At 68.3% G+C, this 21,875-nt stretch carries 23 protein-coding genes and 2 tRNA genes; 5 read left to right on the forward strand and 20 right to left on the reverse strand.

Going from position 1 to position 21,875, the window contains the following annotated elements; genetic code table 11:
• Positions 1-46 precede the first annotated feature (46 nt).
• The 7 genes from Q0379_RS22135 to Q0379_RS22165 all read right to left on the reverse strand — a co-directional run bounded on the left by Q0379_RS22135 (position 47) and on the right by Q0379_RS22165 (position 4,274).
• Positions 47-508 (reverse strand): hypothetical protein, encoded by a 462-nt coding sequence (locus Q0379_RS22135; protein ID WP_299016820.1) that lies wholly within the window; start codon positions 506-508, stop codon positions 47-49.
• Positions 394-837, reverse strand: a complete 444-nt coding sequence (locus Q0379_RS22140; RefSeq protein WP_299016822.1) for a hypothetical protein — start codon at positions 835-837, stop codon at positions 394-396. Before Q0379_RS22140 ends, Q0379_RS22135 begins: the two co-directional genes overlap by 115 nt.
• A gap of 88 nt (positions 838-925) precedes the next feature.
• Entirely contained in the window at positions 926-2,140 is a 1,215-nt protein-coding gene (locus Q0379_RS22145) for a phage tail tube protein (RefSeq protein ID WP_299016824.1), read from the reverse strand.
• A gap of 82 nt (positions 2,141-2,222) precedes the next feature.
• Positions 2,223-2,627, reverse strand: coding sequence for a phage tail terminator-like protein (locus Q0379_RS22150; RefSeq protein ID WP_299016826.1), 405 nt, complete (start codon positions 2,625-2,627; stop codon positions 2,223-2,225).
• A gap of 291 nt (positions 2,628-2,918) precedes the next feature.
• Positions 2,919-3,602: a hypothetical protein gene (locus Q0379_RS22155; protein WP_299016828.1), complete on the reverse strand. Its 684-nt coding sequence runs from the start codon at positions 3,600-3,602 to the stop codon at positions 2,919-2,921.
• A 22-nt stretch (positions 3,603-3,624) separates the two neighbouring features.
• Positions 3,625-3,765 (reverse strand): hypothetical protein, encoded by a 141-nt coding sequence (locus tag Q0379_RS22160; protein WP_299016829.1) that lies wholly within the window; start codon positions 3,763-3,765, stop codon positions 3,625-3,627.
• Between the two features lie 71 nt (positions 3,766-3,836).
• Positions 3,837-4,274: a hypothetical protein gene (locus tag Q0379_RS22165; protein WP_299016831.1), complete on the reverse strand. Its 438-nt coding sequence runs from the start codon at positions 4,272-4,274 to the stop codon at positions 3,837-3,839.
• A gap of 178 nt (positions 4,275-4,452) precedes the next feature.
• On the opposite strand from Q0379_RS22165, the gene Q0379_RS22170 reads away from it, so the two are divergent.
• A complete protein-coding gene (locus Q0379_RS22170) occupies positions 4,453-4,797 on the forward strand; it encodes a helix-turn-helix transcriptional regulator (protein ID WP_299016832.1) in 345 nt (114 codons plus the stop codon).
• A gap of 8 nt (positions 4,798-4,805) precedes the next feature.
• On the opposite strand, the gene Q0379_RS22175 is transcribed toward Q0379_RS22170, so the two are convergent.
• Together Q0379_RS22175 and Q0379_RS22180 are read right to left on the reverse strand one after the other, a co-directional pair.
• A complete protein-coding gene (locus Q0379_RS22175) occupies positions 4,806-5,039 on the reverse strand; it encodes a hypothetical protein (RefSeq protein ID WP_299016834.1) in 234 nt (77 codons plus the stop codon).
• Between the two features lie 237 nt (positions 5,040-5,276).
• Positions 5,277-5,352 (reverse strand) — tRNA-Ile (locus Q0379_RS22180).
• 149 nt (positions 5,353-5,501) lie between these two features.
• Here Q0379_RS22180 and Q0379_RS22185 point away from each other — a divergent pair.
• Complete coding sequence (locus tag Q0379_RS22185) at positions 5,502-6,263, forward strand: SIMPL domain-containing protein (protein WP_299016836.1); 762 nt, start codon at positions 5,502-5,504, stop codon at positions 6,261-6,263.
• Between the two features lie 126 nt (positions 6,264-6,389).
• Here the strand turns inward: Q0379_RS22185 and Q0379_RS22190 are convergent, their stop codons facing one another.
• The 9 genes from Q0379_RS22190 to glmU form a co-directional block, all read right to left on the reverse strand.
• Positions 6,390-6,851 (reverse strand): hypothetical protein, encoded by a 462-nt coding sequence (locus tag Q0379_RS22190; RefSeq protein WP_299016838.1) that lies wholly within the window; start codon positions 6,849-6,851, stop codon positions 6,390-6,392.
• Positions 6,852-6,854: 3 nt separating this feature from the next.
• Positions 6,855-7,211 (reverse strand): aspartate 1-decarboxylase, encoded by a 357-nt coding sequence (gene panD / locus Q0379_RS22195; RefSeq protein WP_010920154.1) that lies wholly within the window; start codon positions 7,209-7,211, stop codon positions 6,855-6,857.
• A 166-nt stretch (positions 7,212-7,377) separates the two neighbouring features.
• The gene (locus Q0379_RS22200; protein ID WP_299016849.1) at positions 7,378-9,168 is read right to left on the reverse strand and encodes a long-chain-acyl-CoA synthetase; all 1,791 of its coding nucleotides are present in this window, start codon (positions 9,166-9,168) and stop codon (positions 7,378-7,380) included.
• Positions 9,169-9,264: 96 nt separating this feature from the next.
• The gene (locus Q0379_RS22205) at positions 9,265-10,176 is read right to left on the reverse strand and encodes an aspartyl protease family protein (RefSeq protein ID WP_299016851.1); all 912 of its coding nucleotides are present in this window, start codon (positions 10,174-10,176) and stop codon (positions 9,265-9,267) included.
• Between the two features lie 61 nt (positions 10,177-10,237).
• Positions 10,238-11,617, reverse strand: coding sequence for a class II 3-deoxy-7-phosphoheptulonate synthase (locus Q0379_RS22210; protein WP_299016853.1), 1,380 nt, complete (start codon positions 11,615-11,617; stop codon positions 10,238-10,240).
• A gap of 112 nt (positions 11,618-11,729) precedes the next feature.
• Positions 11,730-12,965, reverse strand: a complete 1,236-nt coding sequence (locus Q0379_RS22215) for an O-antigen ligase family protein (RefSeq protein ID WP_299016856.1) — start codon at positions 12,963-12,965, stop codon at positions 11,730-11,732.
• Positions 12,962-14,362 (reverse strand): glutathione-disulfide reductase, encoded by a 1,401-nt coding sequence (gene gor, locus Q0379_RS22220; protein ID WP_299016858.1) that lies wholly within the window; start codon positions 14,360-14,362, stop codon positions 12,962-12,964. The genes Q0379_RS22215 and gor overlap by 4 nt, the downstream gene beginning before the upstream one ends.
• A 42-nt stretch (positions 14,363-14,404) precedes the next feature.
• Positions 14,405-15,091, reverse strand: coding sequence for a ribose-5-phosphate isomerase RpiA (gene rpiA, locus Q0379_RS22225; protein ID WP_299016860.1), 687 nt, complete (start codon positions 15,089-15,091; stop codon positions 14,405-14,407).
• Positions 15,088-16,467, reverse strand: coding sequence for a bifunctional UDP-N-acetylglucosamine diphosphorylase/glucosamine-1-phosphate N-acetyltransferase GlmU (gene glmU / locus Q0379_RS22230; protein ID WP_299016862.1), 1,380 nt, complete (start codon positions 16,465-16,467; stop codon positions 15,088-15,090). Before glmU ends, rpiA begins: the two co-directional genes overlap by 4 nt.
• Positions 16,468-16,536: 69 nt before the next feature.
• Here glmU and Q0379_RS22235 point away from each other — a divergent pair, with 69 nt between their 5' ends.
• The 3 genes from Q0379_RS22235 (at position 16,537) to Q0379_RS22245 (ending at position 17,876) form a co-directional block, all read left to right on the forward strand.
• Complete coding sequence (locus Q0379_RS22235) at positions 16,537-17,250, forward strand: HAD-IA family hydrolase (protein ID WP_299016864.1); 714 nt, start codon at positions 16,537-16,539, stop codon at positions 17,248-17,250.
• Between the two features lie 47 nt (positions 17,251-17,297).
• Positions 17,298-17,372: transfer RNA gene (locus tag Q0379_RS22240), tRNA-Val, on the forward strand.
• Between the two features lie 282 nt (positions 17,373-17,654).
• Positions 17,655-17,876: a hypothetical protein gene (locus Q0379_RS22245; protein ID WP_299016866.1), complete on the forward strand. Its 222-nt coding sequence runs from the start codon at positions 17,655-17,657 to the stop codon at positions 17,874-17,876.
• Positions 17,877-18,098: 222 nt separating this feature from the next.
• On the opposite strand, the gene Q0379_RS22250 is transcribed toward Q0379_RS22245, so the two are convergent.
• Positions 18,099-19,664 carry a carboxylesterase family protein gene (locus tag Q0379_RS22250; RefSeq protein WP_299016868.1) on the reverse strand — a complete coding sequence of 522 codons (1,566 nt, stop codon included), beginning with the start codon at positions 19,662-19,664 and terminating at the stop codon, positions 18,099-18,101.
• A 13-nt stretch (positions 19,665-19,677) separates the two neighbouring features.
• On the reverse strand, positions 19,678-21,873 hold the full coding sequence (locus Q0379_RS22255) for a beta-glucosidase (RefSeq protein WP_299016870.1): 2,196 nt from the start codon (positions 21,871-21,873) through the stop codon (positions 19,678-19,680).
• Between the last annotated feature and the right edge of the window lie 2 nt (positions 21,874-21,875).

Raw genomic sequence — 21,875 nt, forward strand, 5'->3', positions numbered from 1 at the left:
GTTCGGGCCGCGCGCCCCGTCAGGGGGCGCAACGGCCCGGTGGTGGTCAGCCGCCCTTGGCGGGGGCCGTCATCGTCAGAAGGTGTTCGGCGTCGAGGGCGATCAGGGCCCGGCGCTCCCAAGGCTCCAGCCGCACGCCTTCGTCGCGCTCCCAGGCCTGGATCTCCAGGCGCGAGAGGCGCGAGGGACCAAAACCGCCGCTCTGGCGGGTCTGGCAGAGGTCGGCGTACCAGGCCCACAGGTGGGCCACGTACGGCGACAGCGGCGGCGGATTGGCGAGCCGCCAGGTCGCCTCGGGATCGCCCTGGCGCGCCAGGCTCTCGAGGTGGACCCGCAGCGGCTCGCCGTCGTCCTGCCGCCCGGCGAGCTCGAACTGCTCGCGGGCGTGGGCGATCAGGCCGCGGACTTGCCCGGCATAAAATTTCCGAGGTTGTTCGACGCCGTGGTGACCTGCTCGGCGATCTCGGAATTGCGGCTGACGAGGCGGTAGGCGTTCTCGGGCGACCACTCCTGCTTGATGCCGCGCCAGCCGACCAGGCGGACGGCGGTCAGCCGGTGGCCGAAGGCGATGTCGTCCTCGATCGGCGTGAAGTCGGCCTTCTCCGGATTGGCGCGGCCCGTCATCGCCGCGGCCACGGCCTGCTTCTTGCGGCGGTCGTTGACGAGGCGGTTGACCTCGGCCTGGACCTTCTCGGACTGGCCGCCCAGCACCAGCAGGAACACGCCGGAGCCCGAGCCGTCGGCGCGGACGTATTCGACCTCGAAGGGCGTGTCACCGGCGGCGACGGCGTCGAGATCGTTGAGGTCGAACAGGGTTTCGGCCTGGGTCTTGATCATGGGTCTGTCCTTGAAAAGGACGGCCGGGCGCGACCCGGCCGTTGAGTTGGGGGGACTTCGGGAGGGAGAAAGAGAAGGGCCGCGCCGGTTAGGCGGCGCTGTCCTGGATGGCGATGATGGTCGGGTCGGTGGCCAGGGCCGCGCCGCCCGCGCCGTTGATCTGGGCGGTGAACGGATAGGTCCGGATCACCGCCTTCTCGCCATCGTCGGGGGTGTCGCCGGTCAGCTTGATCATCGGCAGGTTGATGACCACGAAGTCGGCGTTGGCCGTGGCGTCCTCGGTGATCGCCAGCACCAGCGACGTGGTCGAGCGATTGTCGAAGATCGTCTGCAGCGTCACGCCGTCGAACTTGGCGGTGAAGCTGCCGGAGACAGCCAGGCGGCCGCGCTGGATATCGTCGACCACGTTGGAGCCCACCACGGCGTCGCTATGGGCGGCGTTGCCGTTGATGGTGATCTGGACGCCGGTGACGTTGGCGACCGGTGCGCCGTTGACCAGGATCACACCGTTCACGGCCGTCAGGATGTCGGTGACGGTCTCGGCGGTCGGCGAGGTCAGCACCTGGGCGGCGCCCAGCGTACGGGTGCGGCCTACGGTGTCGAGGCTGATCGTGGCGTTGCCCGTGGCCGGAAGGTTCAGCGCGGCTTGGCCCACCTGCTGGTCGGCGTAGGTTTCCGAGCGGCCCAGGTCGGGATACCACTCTTCGAAGGTGTAGTAGTCGTTGGTGTGGCCGCTGAGGGGGACGAGCGACTTCTTGCCGGTGACGGCGAGCGTGGCGCTGGCGATGTTGGTCTCGGCCGCCAGGGCCGTGCCGTTGACCACCCGCACCGTGGCGACCGTGGCCGTCAGGGCGACGATCAGGAGGTTCTTCTGCGTGTTGGCGGCGTTGAACGCGCCAGCCGTCAGGCGGACCACGTCGCCGATCTTGAAGCCGTCGGTCAGGTACGAGCCGGCGGCCCGGGTCAGGGTCCAGTTCTGGCCCGAGGCGGCGATGCTGATCGTCGCGCCGGTGGCCGAGACGCCCGTGGTCATGTCCTTGCGCAGCAGCGAGGCCAGCAGGGTAGCGTAGGTGCCCGGCGACAGCAGGCCGTCGATCTTCCCGGCCGGCTTGACGACGCCCAGGCCGACGCCGGTCGACTGCTGGTGGCCGACGATCTCGTTGCTTTCGAAGGTGTCGGGCGGGGCCTGGAACACGCTCGAGGTGCGACGCACGACCTGGCCGCCCGCGCCGGAGGCGGCGGCGCCAAGGCCGGTCTGTTTCTTGTAGACGGTCTTCTTGTTGATGCCCTGGGCGACAGCCATGGGGATCTGCTCCTTGAAAGTGATCGGGAGGGGTGGGGTCAGACGAGGCGGAAGGGCCCGTCCCATCGGGCGGAGACCGCCGTCAGCTGGTGATCGTGGCCAGGAACGGGACCTGGACGGGCGTGACGTAGCGGTCGCCCTCCAGCGTCGCGGCCAGGATGAGAGGCGTGCGGGCGACGCTTGTGGTCAGGCCGTCGGCGGTGAAGGCCGCGCCGCGATAGAAGACCGCGCGCAGCAGCTCGATGCGCGCGGCGATGTCGGCCACGCCCGCGCCCTGCGGCCAGCACAGCGAAACGACGAACATCCCGCCCTGCTGGAAGCCGCGGCCGTACTCGGTGTTGACCGGCTCGGCGAAGGCCATCGACACGCGCTGATAGGGCGTTCCCGCCGTCGGCGTGTAGGCGCTGTTTTCCCAGGCGGTGGCGAGCGGCGGGCTCATCGCGGCCAGGGCGGTCTCCAGCGCGGCGCGGATCTTGGCGACGCTCATCGGCGGCTTGCCTGAACAAAGGCGCGCGGAGACAAGCCGGAAGCCGCGCGGCTTCCGACAGGGCGGATCAGGATCATGGGGCTTGGCTCCCGAAACGGGCGAAGACGTGTGGCCGCCTTCCACGAAAGGCGACCGCGCGGAGCCTGCTCACGCGACGCGTGAAGAGGACAAAGACTGGGAAGGTTTGGGAAGGTCCCGAAAGTCTTCGGAAGATCAGAGCGCCGTCTGAAGGCGCATCTCCGAGACTGACTGGATTAGACCTTTTACCTGCCCGGCCGTCAATCTATTTGTTCACGAATTGTTCTTATCTTTGCGATCGCGGGCGATCTGCTTGGAGAGGCTCACGACCAGCGCCAGCGCTTGGACGAACACTTGCCGGTGAAGGACGAAGGCGCGACCGGCGCCGAACGAGGACAGGCTGGCGCCCTCCCCGGCGACGGCGCGCAGCAGGCGCAAGGCCATGGGCTTGTCGGCCAGGCTCATGGCGACGGCGCGGTCGGCGCGGATCACGAAATCGAGGCTGCGGGCGCGGCGCAGCCGAGCCGCCACGAAGCGATCATTGTCATGGCCCCCGCCCCGGCCGGGCTCAAGGCTGGCGGCGCGCAGATCCCGGCCGCGCGCCTCGAAGCCCTGGCGATACAACAGGCCGACGGCGTACTGCGCCTCGTCGATGTGACCGGCCTCGCGCAGGCTGCGCAGACCGTCGCGGCTGGAGACCCTCAGCTTGCCGGCCGAGGTCTCGACGCGCTCTCCCCGCGCCCGAGCCAGGGCGAAGGTCTCGACCAGGCCGGCGGCGACGTCCGCCTCGCCGCGCCTGGCGGCTTGCGCGCCGACGATCCGCTGCATGGTCTCGCGCGCGGCTTGGCGGGCGGCGGGACTGAGGGCCAGCGCGGCCGCGCGATCGGCGCGGGCCAGGTCGCGAAGTTCGGCCGAGGTGAGCCCTTCCGGGCGGAGGACTTGGGCGGAAATGATCAATCCCCTTGTGCTCGAAGATGGGTCAGCGCCCGAAACGGACGCCGCGACGGTTCTGGGCCAGGGCGTGGCGGCGAGCCTCGCCGGCGCAGACCTGGGCGACGAAGTCGTGGCCTTCGCTCTCGGCCAGCATCCGGCCGGCGGCGCGGATGATGGCGCACAGCATCGGCTTGCGCGGACCCTAGGCGCGGACGGCCTGATCGATCGCGCCCTCGGCTACCTCGTCCTGGAGGCCGGTCACCCGCCCGCCGCCTCCAGGGCGGCGCGGCCGGCGGTGGTCAGGCGGACGCGGCAGGGCCGTCCGCCCAGCCGCTCGACGAGACCCAGCCCGCGCGCCGCCTGCGCCCGGTCGCCGCCCGCCGAGAGGCTGACCGCCATCTCGTCGGCCAGGTCAGCCAGGGTCAGGGCGCCGTCGGACAGCGCCTCCAGCACCGCCAGGACCTTGGCGGGAACGGCGGGCTCGTCCGGCAGGGCGCCGCATAGCCGGGCGCGGATGGCGTCGGAGAGGGCGAAACGGTCGGGGCGCGGGTCGCCCATCAGCCAGGCGGTCAGCACCGCCCGGGGTCGTCGCCGGTCCGCCTCGGTGCGCCGGGCGACATAGGCCGTATGGGGGGCGTGGAGCGAGGCGCGCGCGGGCGCATGACCGGGCGAACCGGTCGCGAGGATCGGAATCATCTGGAGTTTCCTGCGGCCGTGGGCCGGTGGAGGGGATTGGGCGGAAATCCGGCCCGGCTCGCGTAGCCAAGGGCGCAACTTCCGGAATATCCAATTTGTACCAAATACAAATTTGCATAGCAAGCAAATTTTGTGTTTAATGCGTGGATATTCCCCTTTCGCTCCCGTTGGAATTTGCATGACGACCGATCGGCAGGCCAAGGCGCAGCGGCGCGGCAAGACCTTCATCCGCGCCTGGCGCAAGCACCGCGGCATGAAGTTGGAACAGGCCGTCGAGCGCCTGGACCTGGAGGTCGGCTACCCCTACTCCGTCGCCCAACTCTCACGGGTCGAGCGCGGCGAGACCGGCTATTCCCAGGACCTGCTCGAGGCCCTGGCGACCATCTATCGCTGCGAGCCGGCCGACCTGATCATGCGCGACCCGGAAGCCTCCGAGGCGATCTGGTCGATCTGGGACCAGCTGCAGCCCGTCCAGCGAATCCAGCTGGTCGAGATCGGCCAAACCCTTAAAAAGACAGGCTAAATTCCGTTCTAATCCAGCGCCAGGATCTCGCCCTGGCGCGCGATCAGCTTGGGATTTTCCCAGAGCCCCGAGAGCGGCTCGCCGCGCACGCGATACAGCGCCACGCCCGACGAGCGCCGGGCCAGGACCTCCATCTCGCGTCGCGCGTCCTCCTCGAAATAGCACTCCCGCACTTCGGTCGGCGTCAGCGTTCCGCTCCGTCGTCCGAAGGCCTGCACGCAGAACCGCGTCACCGCGAACACGACAACCTCCGCCTCTAACGGGCTCACTCTGCACGCGTCCTGAACGAGAGTCGATCAGCCCGCTCACCCAATGCGTCCGCTTCTGACGCATGTTAATTTTTGCACCACACGAGAACTGCGCTTTTGTTCCGCAATTGCGCCAGGCGCAAGCGGAAAGCTTGCGCCCAGGGGCGGATGCACACCAGTTCGGACGAAGATTCCGGACCGCCATCCGGTGATGTGAGCGATCAGAGGCGGTGGTAGGCCCGGAGGGACTCGAACCCCCAACCAGACCGTTATGAGCGGTCGGCTCTAACCATTGAGCTACAGGCCCGCGCGGAGTCGCTTCGAAGCGCACGCGAGCGGGCGGATTAGCACGGGCCGAACGCGGCTTAAAGGTCCGGTTCAGGTTCGAGCTGTCATCAGGGAACCATAGCTGTCCGGCCACGCTTCGCCTGCGCCGGACAGATCTGGAGAAAAATGATGACCCACACCGCCCGCCGTCTCGCCAAACCGATGGCCGCCTTCGTCGCCCCCGCCCTGATGGGCGGCGCCCTCCTGATGGGCGCGGCCGCGCCGGCCCTGGCCCAGACGAGCGCCGACACGGCCTTCAAGGCCACCACCTTCAACCTGTCGGCCTATGGCGAGACCCGCGTGGCGCCCGACATGGCCACCATCACCCTGGGCGTGCAGACGGAAGCGCCGACCGCCGGCGAGGCCCTGACGGCCAACGGCGCGCGGATGAACCAGGCCCTGGCGGCGCTGAAGAAGGCCGGGATCGCCGAGCGCGACATCCAGACCTCGAACCTGAACCTGAACGCCCAGTACGCCTATGAGCAGAACCAGCCGCCGAAGCTGACCGGCTACCAGGCCTCGAACCAGGTGACGATCACCGTGCGCGACCTGGCTAAGCTGGGCGCGACGGTCGATGCGGCGGTGGGCGCCGGCGCCAACACGGTCAACGGCATCAGCTTTGGCCTGACGAACCCGCAAGCGGCCGAGGACGCCGCGCGGCTGGAGGCGGTGAAGGCCCTGCAGGCCAAGGCTGAACTCTATGGCCGCGCTACCGGCTACAAGGCCGTGCGGTTGGTCAACCTCAGCGAGGGCGGCGGCTACACACCCCCCTCCCCGCCGATGCCGGTGTTCGCCATGGCCAAGCGCGAGATGTCGGACGCGACCAGCATCTCGGCCGGCGAGCTGAAGGTGCGGGTGGATGTCAGCGCGGTCTATGAGGCGGCGAAGTAGGCTTTCCATCCCGTGTCATCCCGGAAGCGCGTAGCGCTATCCGGGACCCAGGGGCCACCGCAGCGCCACTCGCCCCTGGGACCCGGGTCGGCTTCGCCACCCGGGATGACACGAGCTTTTGGATTTCTAGAACCCAGCCTTCTTGAAGTCGTGCTCGACCCGTTCCTTGATCTCAAGGCCCGGCAAGGCGCGTTCGCCTTCCATCACCGCGACATAGGTCAGGTTGCGCGACGGCTTGCCCTCGCCGGTCGGCACCGGGCCCACGGCCCAGCCGACGGTGTTGGCGCCGGTGGTCGGGCAGCTGGTGAAGCGGGCCGGCTTGCCCAGCCCCGCCTTCAGCACGTCGGCCGCGGTCGTCGTCTCGCCGCCCTGGCAGGTCGGCAGGTTGCGCGAGCAGGTGATATAGCCGCCGCCGCGCCACACGGTGCGCCCCTTGTCATCGGCCACGATCACGCAGGTCGAAGGCGAGCCAATGGACTTGCCGATCGCCTTGGTCAGGACGGCTTCGTCGACATCAGCCGGCAGCTTCGGAGAACAGGCCGACAGACCGGCGGCGGCGAGAACGACCAGGACGAGGCGGCGGGCCATGCGTCAGGCCGCCTTCTTGATCAGGTTGCCTTCGTCCAGCAGCACGACGGTCGGGGCGTAGTTGCGCGCCTCTTCGGCCGGCATCTGGCAGTAGGTCACGACGATGACGAGGTCGTTCTTCTGCACCAGGCGCGCGGCCGCGCCGTTGACGCCGATGACCTTGGAGCCGCGGGGGGCCTCGATAGCGTAGGTGGTGAAACGCGCGCCGTTGGTGATGTTCAGCACGTCGACCTGCTCGTTCGGCAAGATGCCCGAGGCGTCCAGCAGATCGCGATCGATGGCGATCGAGCCTTCGTAATCGAGGTCGGCCTGGGTCACCGTGGCGCGGTGCAGCTTGGCCTTCAGCATGGTGAGCAGCATGGCGGAGAAGCCTATCCCTTTGACTGGAATGAGATATTTAGGGCCGCCACACACAAGGCCCAACGATCAGCTCCCGCCATATAGCCATGACGCCAGCGCGATTCAATCGCACCGCAACATGACGTAACGGCAGACAGGAAGGCGGGCTGAGCGGTGACGCGTTGGCCTACAGCTTGTAGCCGCCCGCCTGGAGCTTGGTGAAGACCGCCTTGGTGATCTTCACATAACCCTTGTTCGGATCGCGGAAGTACAGCGGGTCCTTGGTCCGTGTCGGGTCGAAGCCGTCGCCGACCAGGTCGACCTTGCGATACTTGAAGGTCCCGGTCGTCTCGATCGCCTGCTGCAGCCGCAGGAAGATCGGCCGGGCGTAGCTGGGCAGGTGCTCGTCGACATGCTGGGCGAAGGCCACTAGGTCGAATTGCGGATCGGTGACCAGGGCGGCCATGCCGGCCTTGCCGTCCAGGTCGCCGACCGGGACGCCATAGACATTGACCTCGAGCACATGCTCGACGGCGGCCAGGCGCTCCGCCACCTCGCTGGTGGCGACGTTCTCGCCCTTCCAGCGGAAGGTGTCGCCGATGCGGTCGACGAAATAGATGTAGCCGTCGCTGTCCACCCGCATCAGGTCGCCGGTGCGGAACCAGGAGTCGCCCTTCTGGAAGACGTCGCGCAGCACCTTCTTCTCGGTGGCGGCCTTGTCGGCGTAGCCGACAAAGTTCGAGCGGGCGTCATTGGCGATATGGCCGATGCACTCGCCGACCTCGCCGGGCGCGCACTCGATGCAGCAGCCGTCGGGGCCGCGCACGGGCGTCTCGGTCTCGACATCGAACTTGACGACGCGAATGTTGAACTTGCTGCGCAGGTAGCCTGGCACCCGCCCGATCGCGCCGCGTCGACCGTCGAAGTTGAACAGCGAGACATTGCCCTCGGTCGCGCCGTAGAACTCCAGCACCTCGCCGACCTTGAAGCGGTCCAGCATCTCGTCCCAGACGTCGGGCCGCAGGCCATTGCCGAAGATCAGGCGAATCTTGTGGGCGCGTTCCTGTTCATGCTCGGGCTGGTTCGCCAGATAGCGGCACAGTTCGCCGATATAGACGAACATCGTGCAGTTCTCGGCGACCACCTCGGGCCAGAAATGGCTGGTCGAGAACTTCTTGCGCAGAACGATCGAGCCGCCGTTCAGGAAGGCCGCGCCTAGAGCGCAGAGACCGCCGGTGGCGTGATAGAGCGGCAAGGTCACATAGATGCGATCGCTCTCCTTGGCCCCGGTCGAGCCGGCGAAGCCGCGCATATAGAGCTGGGCGCGCATGTGCGTGATGCGCGCGGCCTTGGGCATGCCGGTGGTGCCGCTGGTGAAGATGTAAAGCGCGGTGTCCCGGGCGGTGATGCCTTCGCGCGCGGTGACCCGGTCTGGCCGCAGCTGGCTGCAGCTCTTCAGCGCCTTGACCAGATCGCGCTGCTCGCCATGGACCGGCCCCAGCACCCATTGCTGCATATGGCGCTCCAGGCGGCCCTTCACGTCCTCAAAGCAGGGCGAGGTCTCGGGATCGACGATGCAATGCAGCGCCTGCGAGATGTTCAGGCAGTGAGCCAGGGCCGCGCCGGTCAGCTGGTTGTTGATCAGGGCCGTGGCGACCCCGACCTTGGTCAGGCCGTACCAGACCGCGAAATATTCCAGGCGGTTGGGCATGAAGAGCGCGACCGTCTGCCCGCGCGTCAGCCCCTGCCCCTTGGCCCAGTGGGCGTAGCGGTTGGCCATGGCGTCCAGCTCGGCGTAGCTGATCGTCTTGCCTTCGAAGGTGATGGCCGGGCGATCGCTCCACTTGTCGACGGCCGCCTCGATGTCGTCGCAGATCAGATTGGCGCTATCGGGAGCGATGGAGTTCACGCGCTTGAGTGTCCGGACCAACCCCTTCAGGAACTTGACCTCACGACGGATCTTCTGGCGCAAACGCATTCGGCTCTCCCTTCAAACAACCATTGGAGAGCGCCGCGCGAGCGGTCAAGCGGCCGTTCGCCGCATCGCAAACCGAACGCCGTTCTGGGTTTGCCGTCATCGGCCGATCCGGAACCGAACCTCGTTTCGCTTCAGATCCAACGCGACCTTGTCGAAGTTTCGAAGCACGTCGACGCCGATCACGAGGGCCGGACGGTCCTGCAGCCCCCAATATTCGAAGGTGTGGATCGGCCCGATCACGATAGGCAGGCTGCGCAGCGTCATGGGTCCGAGCTTGAGGCGCGAGAGCACGGCCGAACGCCCCTGGAGGACCTGACCGGTCACGCTGACCAGATCGGACGGTCCCACGCCGCCCACCAGCCCGTTTGCGCGGCGCGCGGCCTCTAGCAGGGCGATGTTGCCGGCGGTCGTCGTCGAGCCGCTATCAATGAAGGCGATGACCCGGTGGCTCGGGATCGAGGCGTCGACGAGGATCAGGCCGCTGCGCAGGAGCTTGGACTTCACGATCACCGTCTGTTCGTCCGGGATCGGCAAGGCCTCGCCCACGACCATGCGCCGTCGTCCGAAGTCGAGCAGCAGGCTGGCCTGGCCCAGCCACTCCAGTCCGAGCACTCCATCCATGCGCAGCTGGGCGCGCGGCAAGACGGCGACGAGCATGTCGCGGCGCTCGCGCTTGCCGACCGAGAGGCTCGAGACGCGCACCATGCTCACGGCCTGGGCTCCGGCGATGCTGTGAAGCCGGCCGTTCGCCTGACGCGCCAGGCCCAGTTGATCGGCGAGTTCGGTGGAGATCACCGATGTCGTCGAGCCGGTGTCCACGAGAAAGGCGAAAGGTCCCTGCCCGTTGACGAAGGTCTCGACGGTCAGGCGATTGGCGGCGTCCAGATAGCGCAGCGGATCGGCGTCATCGGCGCCAGGCCGCTGGAGCGCGCGAGCCGCGCCGGTGGGCAGCGCCGTCGCCGCCAAGCCGCCGATCAGCGCGCGGCGCGCCGCATCCTGCAAATCCATGCGCTTCCTCCCGAGAGGAAGCTATCGTCCCGGGACGGACGACGCCAGATAGCGCCGTTCTCTAACCGGCCGCCAGGCGGCGCTGGTCGTCGCGAGCGGCCTTCAGCTTCTCGGCCACCAGGAAGGCCAGCTCCAGCGCCTGCTCGCCGTTCAGGCGCGGGTCGCAGTGCGTATGATAGCGGTCGGCAAGCTCCGTCTCCGAAACCGCGCGGGCGCCGCCCAGGCATTCGGTGACGTTCTGGCCGGTCATCTCCAGGTGGACGCCGCCGGGGTGCACGCCCTCGGCCTGGGCGATCTCCACGAAGCTCTTCACTTCGGAGAGGATGCGGTCGAACGGACGGGTCTTGTAGCCCGTCGAGGCCTTCAGCGTGTTGCCGTGCATCGGGTCGGTGGCCCAGACCACCGAACGGCCGGCGCTCTTGGTCGCCCGCATCAGGCGCGGCAGGCGGTCGGCGATCTTGTCCGAGCCAAAGCGGCCGTACAGGGTCAGGCGGCCCGGCTCATTGTTCGGGTTCAGCACGTCGATCAGGCGCAGCAGGTCGTCGCCTTCCATGGTCGGGCCGCACTTCAGGCCGATCGGGTTCTTCACGCCGCGCATGAACTCGACGTGGGCTCCGTCCAGCTGGCGGGTGCGCTCGCCGATCCACAGCAGGTGGGCGCTGGTGTCGTACCAGTCGCCCGAGGTGCTATCGACGCGGGTCATGGCTTCCTCGAAGCCCAGCAGCAGGGCCTCGTGGCTGGTGAAGAACTCGACGCGACGCAGGTCGGGCTGGGTGTCGGGCGTGACGCCGACGGCCGCCATGAAGGTCAGGGCCTCGGAGATCTTCTCGGACAGTTCGCGATAGCGCGCGCCCTGCGGGCTGTCGCCGACGAAGCCCAGGGTCCAGCGGTGGATGTTGTAGAGGTCGGCGTAACCGCCGCTGGCGAAGGCGCGCAGCAGGTTCAGGGTCGCCGCCGACTGGCCATAGGCCTTCAGCAGGCGATCGGGGTCGGGCACCCGCTCGGCCTCGTTGAAGTCCATGCCGTTGATGATGTCGCCGCGATAGGACGGCAGGGTGACGTCGCCCTGGACCTCGGTCGGCTCGGAGCGCGGCTTGGCGAACTGGCCGGCGATGCGCCCCACCTTCACCACCGGCTTGCCGCCGGCGAAGGTCAGCACCACCGCCATCTGCAGGATCAGGCGGAAGGTGTCGCGGATGTTGTCGGCGTGAAATTCCTTGAAGCTCTCGGCGCAGTCGCCGCCCTGCAGCAGGAAGGCCCGCCCCTCGGCCACGTCGCCCAGCAGGCTCTTCAGGCGTCGCGCCTCGCCGGCGAAGACCAGCGGCGGCATCTGGCGCAGCGTCTGCTCGACCCGCTCCACCGCGCCCGCGTCCGGATAGTCGGCGGGTATGTGTTTGGCGGGTTTGGCTCTCCAGGCGGCGGGGGTCCAGCGGGCGGTCATGACAGGCTCAACAGCAACAAGGGGCGGCGTAGATACCGCGAATGGAACCGAAAGGCAAAATCGTGCGACCGATGCGCGCCGATCCGCCCAGATAAGGAATTTCGTTATCGCGCTATCGCGACGAAGCGCTGGATTTTTGCGCAACACCGCAGGCGATGACGGCTAAAGCGCCGAGGGCCAGCCACCACTCCTGCCAGACCCCGAAGCTGAAACCGCTGACCACCAGATAGGACACCGCCGCGCCGGCCGCCATGGCCCCGTCGCGCCGGTTCGTTTCGGTCCAGCTCAGGACGCCATACAGGATCCAGGCGTAGAAGGCGGCCGCCATGGCCGCGCCGAACGCGCCCAACTCCAGCCAGATCTGCAGGGGCGCGTTGTGGGTATGCAGCGGGATGGCCGCGCCAAAGGTGCGGCTGGCGTCGATCCCCCACCCGCGCATCGGGTGCTCCAGGATGCGGTCGGTGGCGAAGGCCCAGATGTTCAGGCGATGATCCCACGAGGGCGGAACCAGCTCATGCAGCCAGGCGACAAGGCCGGACTTCTCGCCCCACAGCATCGCCATCGGCGCGAAGATGAAGGCGGCGGAGACCAGCGGGATCAGAATCCGCACGACCGGCTTGCCGATCAACCGCACGCCCAGCCAGACCAGCCCGCCCAGCAGCAGGGCGGCGACCGGGGCGTCCGCGCCCGTCAGGTGCGCGCCGACCAGGACCAGCACGAACAGGATCGCCGTCAGGCTGTTGCGCCCCTTGAGGGTCGAGGCGCCCAGCACGCGCGCGCAGGGCCACAGCAGGAGGACCAGCGGATAGGTCCCCATCGACACCTTCACCATCGCCAGATCCGCCGTCAGGGGATCGCCGCTGGCCTTGCGGATCGCCTGATAGATCTTGGCGCCCAGCACGCCGTCCAGGCAGGTGACCAGCGCCAGCAGCGCGGCGCAGACCAGCATCACTCGGGAGGCCAGGCGCGTCGAGCGCGTCGACATCTGGCCCAGCATGGCGACCGCGGCGCCATAGAGCCCCAGTTGCAGGAACAGCTTGAGGGCCGTGAAGCTCTCGACCGCGCCGAACTTCTTGAGCCTCGCCGGATCCGGCAGGGCCGGCGTCCAGTTCAGGCTGATCAGCGACCACAGCGCCAGCAGCGCCAGGGCGAACATCGGCAAGAGCGGCGGCCGCGATCGGAAGAGGCCCGGCGCGGCCAGCAGGCCGACGAGGCTGAGCAGAGCGGCGAACTGCTTGGGCGCCAAGTAGCCCAGCAGCGGCGTCATCACCATCATGAAGACGGCGAGGCCGCCCAGCCAACGGGTGCGGCGCTCCGCAGCGTCCGGCAGGACGCCCGCCTCAGTCATCCCACCCCGCCGACTTCGACCGGCACGTATTTCTCGCGCATCGTCACCAGCTCTTCGGCCAGCGTGGGGTGCACGGCGCAGGTCGAGTCCCATTGCGGCTTGGTCACGCCCATCTTCACGGCGATCGCGGCCATCTGGATGATCTCGGGGGAGTCAGGCCCCACCACGTGAACGCCCACCACCTTCTGATCGTCGGCCTTGACGACGAGCTTGATCAGGCACCGCTCCTGCCCGCCGTAGAAGGTGATCTTCATGGGGCGGAACACCGAGCGATAGATGTCGACCGCGCCGAACGCGTGCCGGGCCTCGGCCTCGGTCATGCCGACCGCGCCGACTGGCGGCTGCGAGAACACCGCCGAGGCGACCATGTCGTGATCGAAGGTCGTCGGGTTGTTATGGAACTCGGTCTGGGCGAAGGCCGCGCCCTCGCGGATCGCGACCGGCGTCAGGTTGATCCGGTCGGTGACGTCGCCGACGGCCCAGATGCTGTCGACATTGGTCTTGGAATAGGCGTCGACGGCGATGGCGCCGCGCTCGTTCAGCTTCACGCCGGCGTTCTCGAGGCCCAGCCCCTTCACGTAAGGCTCGCGGCCGGTGGCGAACATCACCGCCTCGGTCTCGAAGGTCAGGTCGTTGTTGAGGACACTGAGCAGCGTCCCGTCTTCCTGCTTCTCGATGCGGGTGTGCGCGCAACCCAGCACGACCTTGATCCCGCGCTTGCCCAGCTCGTCGGCCAGGTGGGCGCGCACGTCGTCGTCGAAGCCCCGCAGGATGTTGGCGCCGCGATAGAGCAGCGTCGTTTCCACGCCCAGCCCCGCGAAGATGCCGGCGAACTCGACCGCGATATAGCCGCCGCCGACGATCATGATGCTCTTGGGCAGCTTGGGCAGGTGGAAGGCCTCATCCGAGGTGATGCCGAACTCGGCGCCGGGGAAGTCGGGCTTCACCGGCCGGCCGCCGGTGGCGATCAGGATCCTGCGGGCGGTATAGGTTCCGGCGTCGTTCGAGCCGTCCTTGGGCAGCACCTCGACGGTATGGGCGTCCACGATCTGGGCGCGGCCATGCAGCAGGTGCGCGCCGGCCTTTTGCAGGTTGGTGACATAGATGCCCGACAGGCGGGCGATCTCGACGTCCTTGTCGTGGATGAACTTCTTCCAGTCGAACTTGGCCTCGCCGATGGTCCAGCCGTAGCCTTTGGCCGTCTTCAGCTGGCTGGTGACCTCGCTGGCGTAGACCATGAACTTCTTGGGCACGCAGCCGCGGATCACGCAGGTGCCGCCGACCCGGTACTCCTCGGCCACGCCGACCTTGGCGCCGCTCATTGCCGCCAGGCGGGCCGCGCGCACGCCGCCGGAGCCCGCGCCGATGACGAAGAGATCGTAGTCGTAGTCAGCCATCACCGGCCTCCGAACCTAAAGCGTGGGGCTGTATGTAGGACGTCAGGGGACCAGGCGCACCACGCCCTCGTCCGTACCGACCAGCGCCTCGTCGGCGAGGTCGAGGAACAGGCCGTGGTCGACCACGCCAGTCACGCTCTTCAGCGCCGTGGCCAGGGCGGCCGGCTCGTCGATGCGCCCAGAGGCCATGTCGTAGATCAGGTTGCCGCCGTCGGTGACGACGACGCCCCGCTCGGCCGTGCGCAGGCGCGGCGGCGGCAGGTCGAACTCGGCGGCGATGTCGGCCAGGCGGTGGCCGGTGTGAACGTGGCCGAAACGCACGACCTCGATCGGCAGCGGGAACTTGCCCAGGGCCGGCACGCGCTTGGCGGCGTCGGCGATGACGACGCAGCGGGTCGAGGCTTCCCAGACCAGCTTCTCGCGCAGCAGGGCCGCGCCCCCGCCCTTGATCAAGCTAAGGCCCGGCCCGATCTCGTCGGCGCCGTCCACGGTCAGGTCGATGGTCTTGACGTCATCGAGAGCGACCAGCGGGATGCCCAACTCGCGCGCCAGGGCGGCGGTGGCGTCCGAGGTCGGAACGCCCTTGATGTCCGCCAGCTTGCGGGCGGCCAGCGCCTTGACGAACCACGCCGCGGTCGAGCCCGTGCCCAGGCCCACCACCATGCCGTTCTCAACGAGTTGCGCGGCGGCCTCGCCCGAGGCGCGCTTCTGATCGTCGGCGCTGCTCATTTCGTCTTCGCGTCCTTCTTGGCTTGCTTCAGGGCGCGGAACTTGGTCGCCCACCCCGCCTTGATCGTCTGTTCCGGACGCGCCAGGGCCAGCGCCCCGTCCTCGACGTCCTTGGTGATCACCGAGCCCGAGCCGGTCATGGCCCCGTCGCCCACCCGCACGGGCGCGACCAGGGCGCTGTTGGACCCGATGAAGGCGCCCTTGCCGACGTGGGTCTCGAACTTCTCGAAGCCGTCGTAGTTACAGAAGATGGTGCCAGCGCCGATGTTGGCCTTCTCGCCCACCGAGCCGTCGCCCAGATAGGAGAGGTGATTAGCCTTGGCGCCCTTGCCGATCTTGACCTTCTTGACCTCGACGAAGTTGCCGATGTGGGCCTCGGGGCCGATCTCGGCGCCAGGGCGCAGGCGAGCGTAGGGGCCGATCAGGGCGCCCTGGCCGACATGCGCGCCTTCCAGGTGGCTGAAGGCCTTGATCACGGCGCCGCTCTCGACGCCGACGCCGGGGCCGAAGACCACGAACTGCTCGACCACCGCCCCGCCGGCGATCTTGGTGTCCCACGACAGGTGGACCGTCTCGGGTGCGGGCATGGTGACGCCCTCGACCATCAGGGCGTTGCGGCGGGCCTTCTGCCAGACGGCCTCGGCGGCGGCGAGTTCGGCCTGGGAATTGACGCCCTGCACCGAGGCTTCGGGCGCGAAGGCCGCGCGGGTGACCAGCTTGCGGTCATGCGCCAGGCCGACGACGTCGGTCAGGTAGTACTCGCCCTTGGCGTTGTCGTTGCGGACGTTGGCCAGCAGCTCGAACAGCACCGAACGATCAGCGGCCAGGACGCCGGAGTTGCAGTGCTTGACCTGCTTGGTGGCGAGGTCGGCCTCCTTTTCCTCGACGATGCGCAGCAGCACGTGGCCGGGCGCCAGGATCAGGCGGCCATAGCCAGTGGGATTGTGAGCCTCGAAGCCCAGCACCGCGACGTGGGCGCCCTGGGTGATCAGGTCGAACAGCGGCGCGATCACGCCGGCGGTGGTCAGCGGGCAGTCGGCATAGGTGACGACGACGTCGCCGTTGAAGTCCGCCAGGGCGTCCTTGGCCGCCAGCACCGCGTGGCCGGTGCCCAGCGGCGGGTCCTGGATCACGGTGGCGTTGGGGCCCAAGCGCTTGCGAGCGGCTTCGCCGACCTGCGGACTGTGCGCGCCGACCACGACGATGATCCGCTCGCAGCCCAGCCCCTCCGCCGCATCGATGGCGTGGTCCAGCAGGGTCCGCCCCGCCAGCTTGTGCAGCACCTTGGGCGTCGGCGACTTCATCCGCGTGCCCTGGCCGGCCGCCAGGATCACGGCGGCGCGCGGTCGCACAGGCTTCGAGACGGGGACGGTCATGGCTCTCGCGACTCCCTAGAGGCGAACCAAAGTTGCATTAGCCGTGCAATTGGCCGAAAGGCCAGACCCATGCACGCGCTTCATGACCTGAACGGGGCGACCATCGCCTTCGACCTGGACGGCACGCTGGTCGACACCGCGCCCGACCTTGTCGGCTCGCTGAACGCCATCCTGGCCGAGGAATCCCTGCCCGCCCTGCCCTTCGACGAGGTGCGGCTGATGGTGGGCCGGGGCGCGCGAGCCCTTTTGGAGCGCGGTTTCGCCGCCGCCGGCGCGCCGCTGGACGCCGAGCACGCGCCTCCGCTCGTCCAGCGCTTCATCGACCTCTATCTGACCCGCATCGCCGACGAGAGCGCGCCCTTCCCCGGCGTGGTCGAGACCCTGGCCGACCTGAAGGCCGCCGGCGCGCGGCTGGTCGTCTGCACCAACAAGCTCACTCACTTGTCGGTCGCCCTGCTGGACGCCACGGCCCTGACGCCCTTCTTCGACGCGGTGGTCGGCGCCGACAGCGCCCCAGCCGCCAAGCCCGACGGCCGCCACGTCGCCGCGGCGGTGGCCGCTGCTGGCGGCGAGATCGCCCGCGCGGTGATGGTCGGCGACAGCATCAACGACGCCCTCGGCGCAAGGAACGCCGGAGTGCCCAGCGTGCTGGTTTCCTTCGGCTACACCGAGGATCCGGTCGAGACGCTGGGCGGCGATCTGGTCGTCCACAGCTTTTTGGACGTGCCGAACGCCTGCATGACGCTTTTGGCCTCTTGCCCCGCGCCGAACACCGGGCTATAGGCCCCCTCCTCTCGCGGATCGGTCCGTTTCGGACCCCTCCACACGGCGGATGCGTAGCTCAGCGGGAGAGCACCTCGTTCACACCGAGGGGGTCACAGGTTCAATCCCTGTCGCATCCACCATTTTCCCCTTATTTCGCAATGGCTTGTGCCGCGCAGAGCGCACCATCTGTGGCGCTATCGCCTCAGAAACCCCAGTTTCGAGCCCTCCAACCCGCGAGGCGAATACTTGCGAGGACTGGATTTCCGAGGCTGTGAAGAAATCGGCGCGTCCGAAGTGTTCTCTTACTTGGAAAGGCCACTTCCCCAGCTTCTCACCGCGCGCTGTGCGCCTGAGCTTCTTTCTCATTCCCAGAGTTTCCACGGTGACTTGAGCGTCTATCCGGCGGCGACTCCTCACCTAGGTTGAACATCGCTCGTGGGCCGGCACCCGCCGGCGTCATTTGCGAGTTCCGCCATGCCGTCACGCCGCACTGGGTGCGTCACACGGCCTCCGCCCTGCTTATGCAGGCCAATGTCGATATCTGGCTGGCGGCCTCCTACCTGGGCATGAGCGCGATGACGCTCGAGCGTCACTACGCTCACCATCGAAAGGATTTCCAGGGCGTCGCCAGGAGGGCGCTCTAGGTTGCCGCAAACGGCACGGGGTGGCTCCTCCGCGCCAGGAGCCGACGTCGGATCTGGTCCAGGAACAAGACATCTAAGAACCAAGCAACGCCGCTCAGCCGTTCGCTTGTCAGCCTAAGGTTCGTTTCAAGGAAGGTCGTTCACGCGCCGCAGGCGGCCTTGTAGTCGCCGGCAAGGCTTCGCACATGCGCCACGCCTGGTGCACGTCGACAATGACCATCATCACCGCGTGGTCGCCTCCACCAGATCGAGACGCGCCCGGAGCGGATCGGCTTCCGCCTTCGGCCCTTGCGCGGCGAAGTCCATGATCTGGTCGGTGGCGGCCTCGTAGCGCGGCCATGCTGGCTGGCCCGAGGCGCTGGGGACGCCGCTCTTGGCGAACCCAACCCAGTAGGCGTGGGCCGCTTTGGCCGCGGTCGCGTCGGCCTGAGTCAGCGCTGCGCCATAGCGGGCGTCGACCGTGTCGAACACAAAAGGAATCTCGGTGGCGTGCGGCGCGCCCCACCACTGGCTCCGCATGCTCTCGGCCACGTAGGAGAAGCGGAACTGATAGACGGGCGCGCCCTCCTCCGCCATCACGCGCGCCACCGCGCGAGCGGGCTCGATGAACATGCGGTCGCCGGCAGCGGCCCAGCCGTAGACCTTGATGTCGCCATCGCCCTTGGGATCGTACAGCGCCTCGGCCTCAGCCCGGCGCGCGCCAAATGGCGCGAAGACCTGGTCGCGACTTCCGCCGAAGAAGAAGCCATCGGCGCTGGTCGCTCCGACCATCACCGGCATCTTCGTCCAGGCCCCGGCCCTGTAGGCCGCCAGCGGCTCCCGGATCATGATCTTGCCGTCCAGCATCGGCCCGCCGCCCCAGGTTGGGGTGTTCGAGGTCGCCATGTTGAGGCCATCGACCACCGTCTCGGCCGGCAAGGCGCGAAGCGCGTCCAGCGCCGCGGCGTCGGTCCCGGAGACGCCCGCCTTGGCCGCGAAGGTCAGGCCCGCCGCTTCTGCCGAGCGCTGCCCCGCCGGCGCGGTCAGCGGCAAGGTCGGAAGCAGGCGCGGGCGTCCACCGCCAGACTGGATGATGGCCTTGTGGAACAGGCCCTTGGCTTGGGGCGCGGTCAGCAGGGCGTGAACAGACATGCCGCCGGCCGACTCGCCGAAGACCGTGACGTTGTTGGGATCGCCTCCGAAGGCGGCGATATTGTCGCGCACCCATGTCAGGGCGGCGATCTGATCCATCAGACCGTAGTTGCCGAGCATCCCGCCATCGGCCCCCGCCGCCGTCAGGGCCGGGTGGGCGAAGAAGCCGAAACGGCCGACACGGTAGTTGAAGCTAACCAGCACCACCCCGTCCCGGGCGAAGCGGTCGCCGCTGTAGACGGCCGGCGAGCTGCCTCCATTGACGAAGCCGCCGCCATAGATCCAGACCATCACCGGTCGCTTGATCTTGTCCTTAAGCGCCGCCTCGGGCGTCCAGACATTGGCGTAGAGGCAGTCCTCGGCCGGCTTCACGCCCAGCGGCGCGGCGTCGCCGGGGAACGGATTCTGCATGCAGTCGGCGCCGTAGGCTTTGGCGTCTCGCGGCGCGGTCCAGACCTTGGGCGGCTGGGGCGCGCGCCAACGCAGCGGGCCGACCGGCGGCGCCGCGAACGGCACGCCCTTGAAAGCGGCGACACCCGTGGAAGCTTCCCCGACGACGGGGCCGAAGGTGGTGGTCGCGATGGGGTCGGCCGCCAGGGCCGGCCCGGCATGGAGCGCCGCCAGGATCGCGGCGGTGGCGATGGTGCGGATAATCATCTGTATCCTCCCGTTACGGCTTTAGCGTCCGCGCCTTGACCTTGGCCGCGCCCCGCAAGGCTAGGTCGGCCGAGGAGGCGCCCACGGCGACCTGATAGTCGCCGCCCGTCAAGCTCCAGCGGTTGGCCTTTGCGTCGAAGCTGGCCAGGACGCGGGGATCAGCGGTCAGGGTGATGCGGCGAGTCTCGCCAGGATTCAGGGCCACCTTGTCGAAGCCTATCAGCCGTTGCAGCGGCTTGCCCGCCGCGCCCGTCAGATAAACCTGCGGCGCGTCCTTGCCGAAGCGCTGGCCGACATTGGCGACGTCGAAGCTGACCATCAGGGTGTCGCCGCCGGTCACCTTCAGGTTCGAATAGGCGAACTTCGTGTAGGAGAGGCCGTAGCCGAACGGGAAGAGCGGCTTCTGTCCCGTGGCGGCGAAGCGGCGGTAGCCGACGTCCGCGCCCTCGGAATAGACGACGTCGAACTTGGTCTTATCCGGAACGGTCAGGCCCGGCAGTTGCGTGCGCGGATACTGATCGATCGAGGCGGGGAAGGTCATCGGCAGGCGGCCCGACGGGTTGACCGTCCCCAGCAGCACGTCGGCGATCGCCTCGCCGCCCTTCGCGCCCGAATACCAGGCCTCGACCACCGCGCCGGCCCGGTCGAGCCAGGGCATCGACACTGGGCCGCCGGTCTGCAGCACCACGATCGCGTTCGGATTAGCGGCGGTGACAGCGGCGATCAGGGCGTCCTGGCCGTCGGGCAGCGACAGGTCGGGGGCGTCCTCGCCCTCCCCCATCCACTGGTTGCCAAACACCACGACCACGTCGGCGGCCTTGGCGGCCGCGACGGCGGAGGCGACATAGCGGCCGTCGTCGAAGGTCACCGTGGCCTCGGGCAGCGCCTTGCGCAGCGCCGCCAGCGGCGAGGAGCCGTTGAAGTACTGACTGCGGAACGGGCCCATCATGCCTTCCCCCCCAAGGGGCACGACGCGCTTGGCGCCGCCAGGCGGCACGACCTGGGACGAGCCGCCGCCCGACAGGACGCCGGCGTCGGCGTGCCCGCCGATCACGGCGATGGTCTTGGCGGTCTTGGCCAAAGGCAGCAGACCGTCGCGGTTCTTCAGCAGTACGATCCCCTCGGCGGCGGCTCCCTGGGCGACGGCGGCGCCAGCCTCGTAGTCGACCGCGCCGCCCGGCTCGACCGGCTTGTCAAAGAGACCCGCTGCGAACATTGAGCGCAGAATGCGACGAGCCGCGTCGGAAACGCGGGCGGCGGGAACCTCCCCCTTCTCGACGGCTGCCTTCAGCGGCGCGCCGAACCAGGTGGTTCCGTCCAGTTGTTCGCCCGACTGCTGATCCAGCCCCTTGAGAATATAGTCGGTAGCGTGGACCGCGCCCCAGTCCGACATCACCCAGCCCTTGTAACCCCAGTCGCGCTTGAGGACCTCGTTGAGGAGGTGGTTGTTGCCGCAGCTATAGTCGCCGTTGACCAAGTTGTAGGCGCACATCACCGAGCCAGGCTGGCCCTTTTCGATGGCGATCTGGAAGGCAAGCAGGTCGCTCTCGCGATGGGCCGCCTCGTCGATCACCGAATTGGCGAAGTGGCGCTTGGTCTCCTGGCCGTTCAGCGAGAAGTGCTTGACCGTCGAGACGATCCCCTGGTCCTGGATGCCCTTGATCGCCGCCCCGGCCAGATTGCCAGCCAGCCAAGGATCCTCGCCCAGATATTCGAAATTACGGCCGTTGCGCGGATCGCGGGCCAGGTTGACGCCACCGGCCAGCTGGACGTTGAAGCCCTTGGCCCGCGCCTCCCGCCCGACCACCGCGCCGCCGTCATAGGCCAGCTTGGTGTTGAAGGTCGACGCCAGCGACAGACCCGAAGCCAGCGCGGTGGCCCCGTCGCCCGGCCTCACGCCCAGCGGATTCGTCACGCCCAGGCTGGCGTCGCTTTCGTTGACCGCCGGCACGCCGAGCCGAGGGATGCCGGGGATATAGCCGGCCGAGCCGATCGCGCCCTCGGGCTTCTTGATGCCGAAGATCGGCATCGACATCGGCCCGTGCAGCAGGCCGATGCGCTCGTCGAGGGTCATCTCCTTTTCCAGCAGAGCGGCCCGCTCGTCCGGCGACAGCTTGGCGTTCATCCAGGGCCGCGACGCCTGGGCGTGGACGGCGGAGGCGACGGCGAGCACCGCGAGACTGGCGGCGGCGATCACGGAGCGGTTCATGG

Source organism: uncultured Caulobacter sp. (genome assembly GCF_937900395.1).
In the GTDB taxonomy this organism is placed as follows: Bacteria; Pseudomonadota; Alphaproteobacteria; order Caulobacterales; family Caulobacteraceae; genus Caulobacter.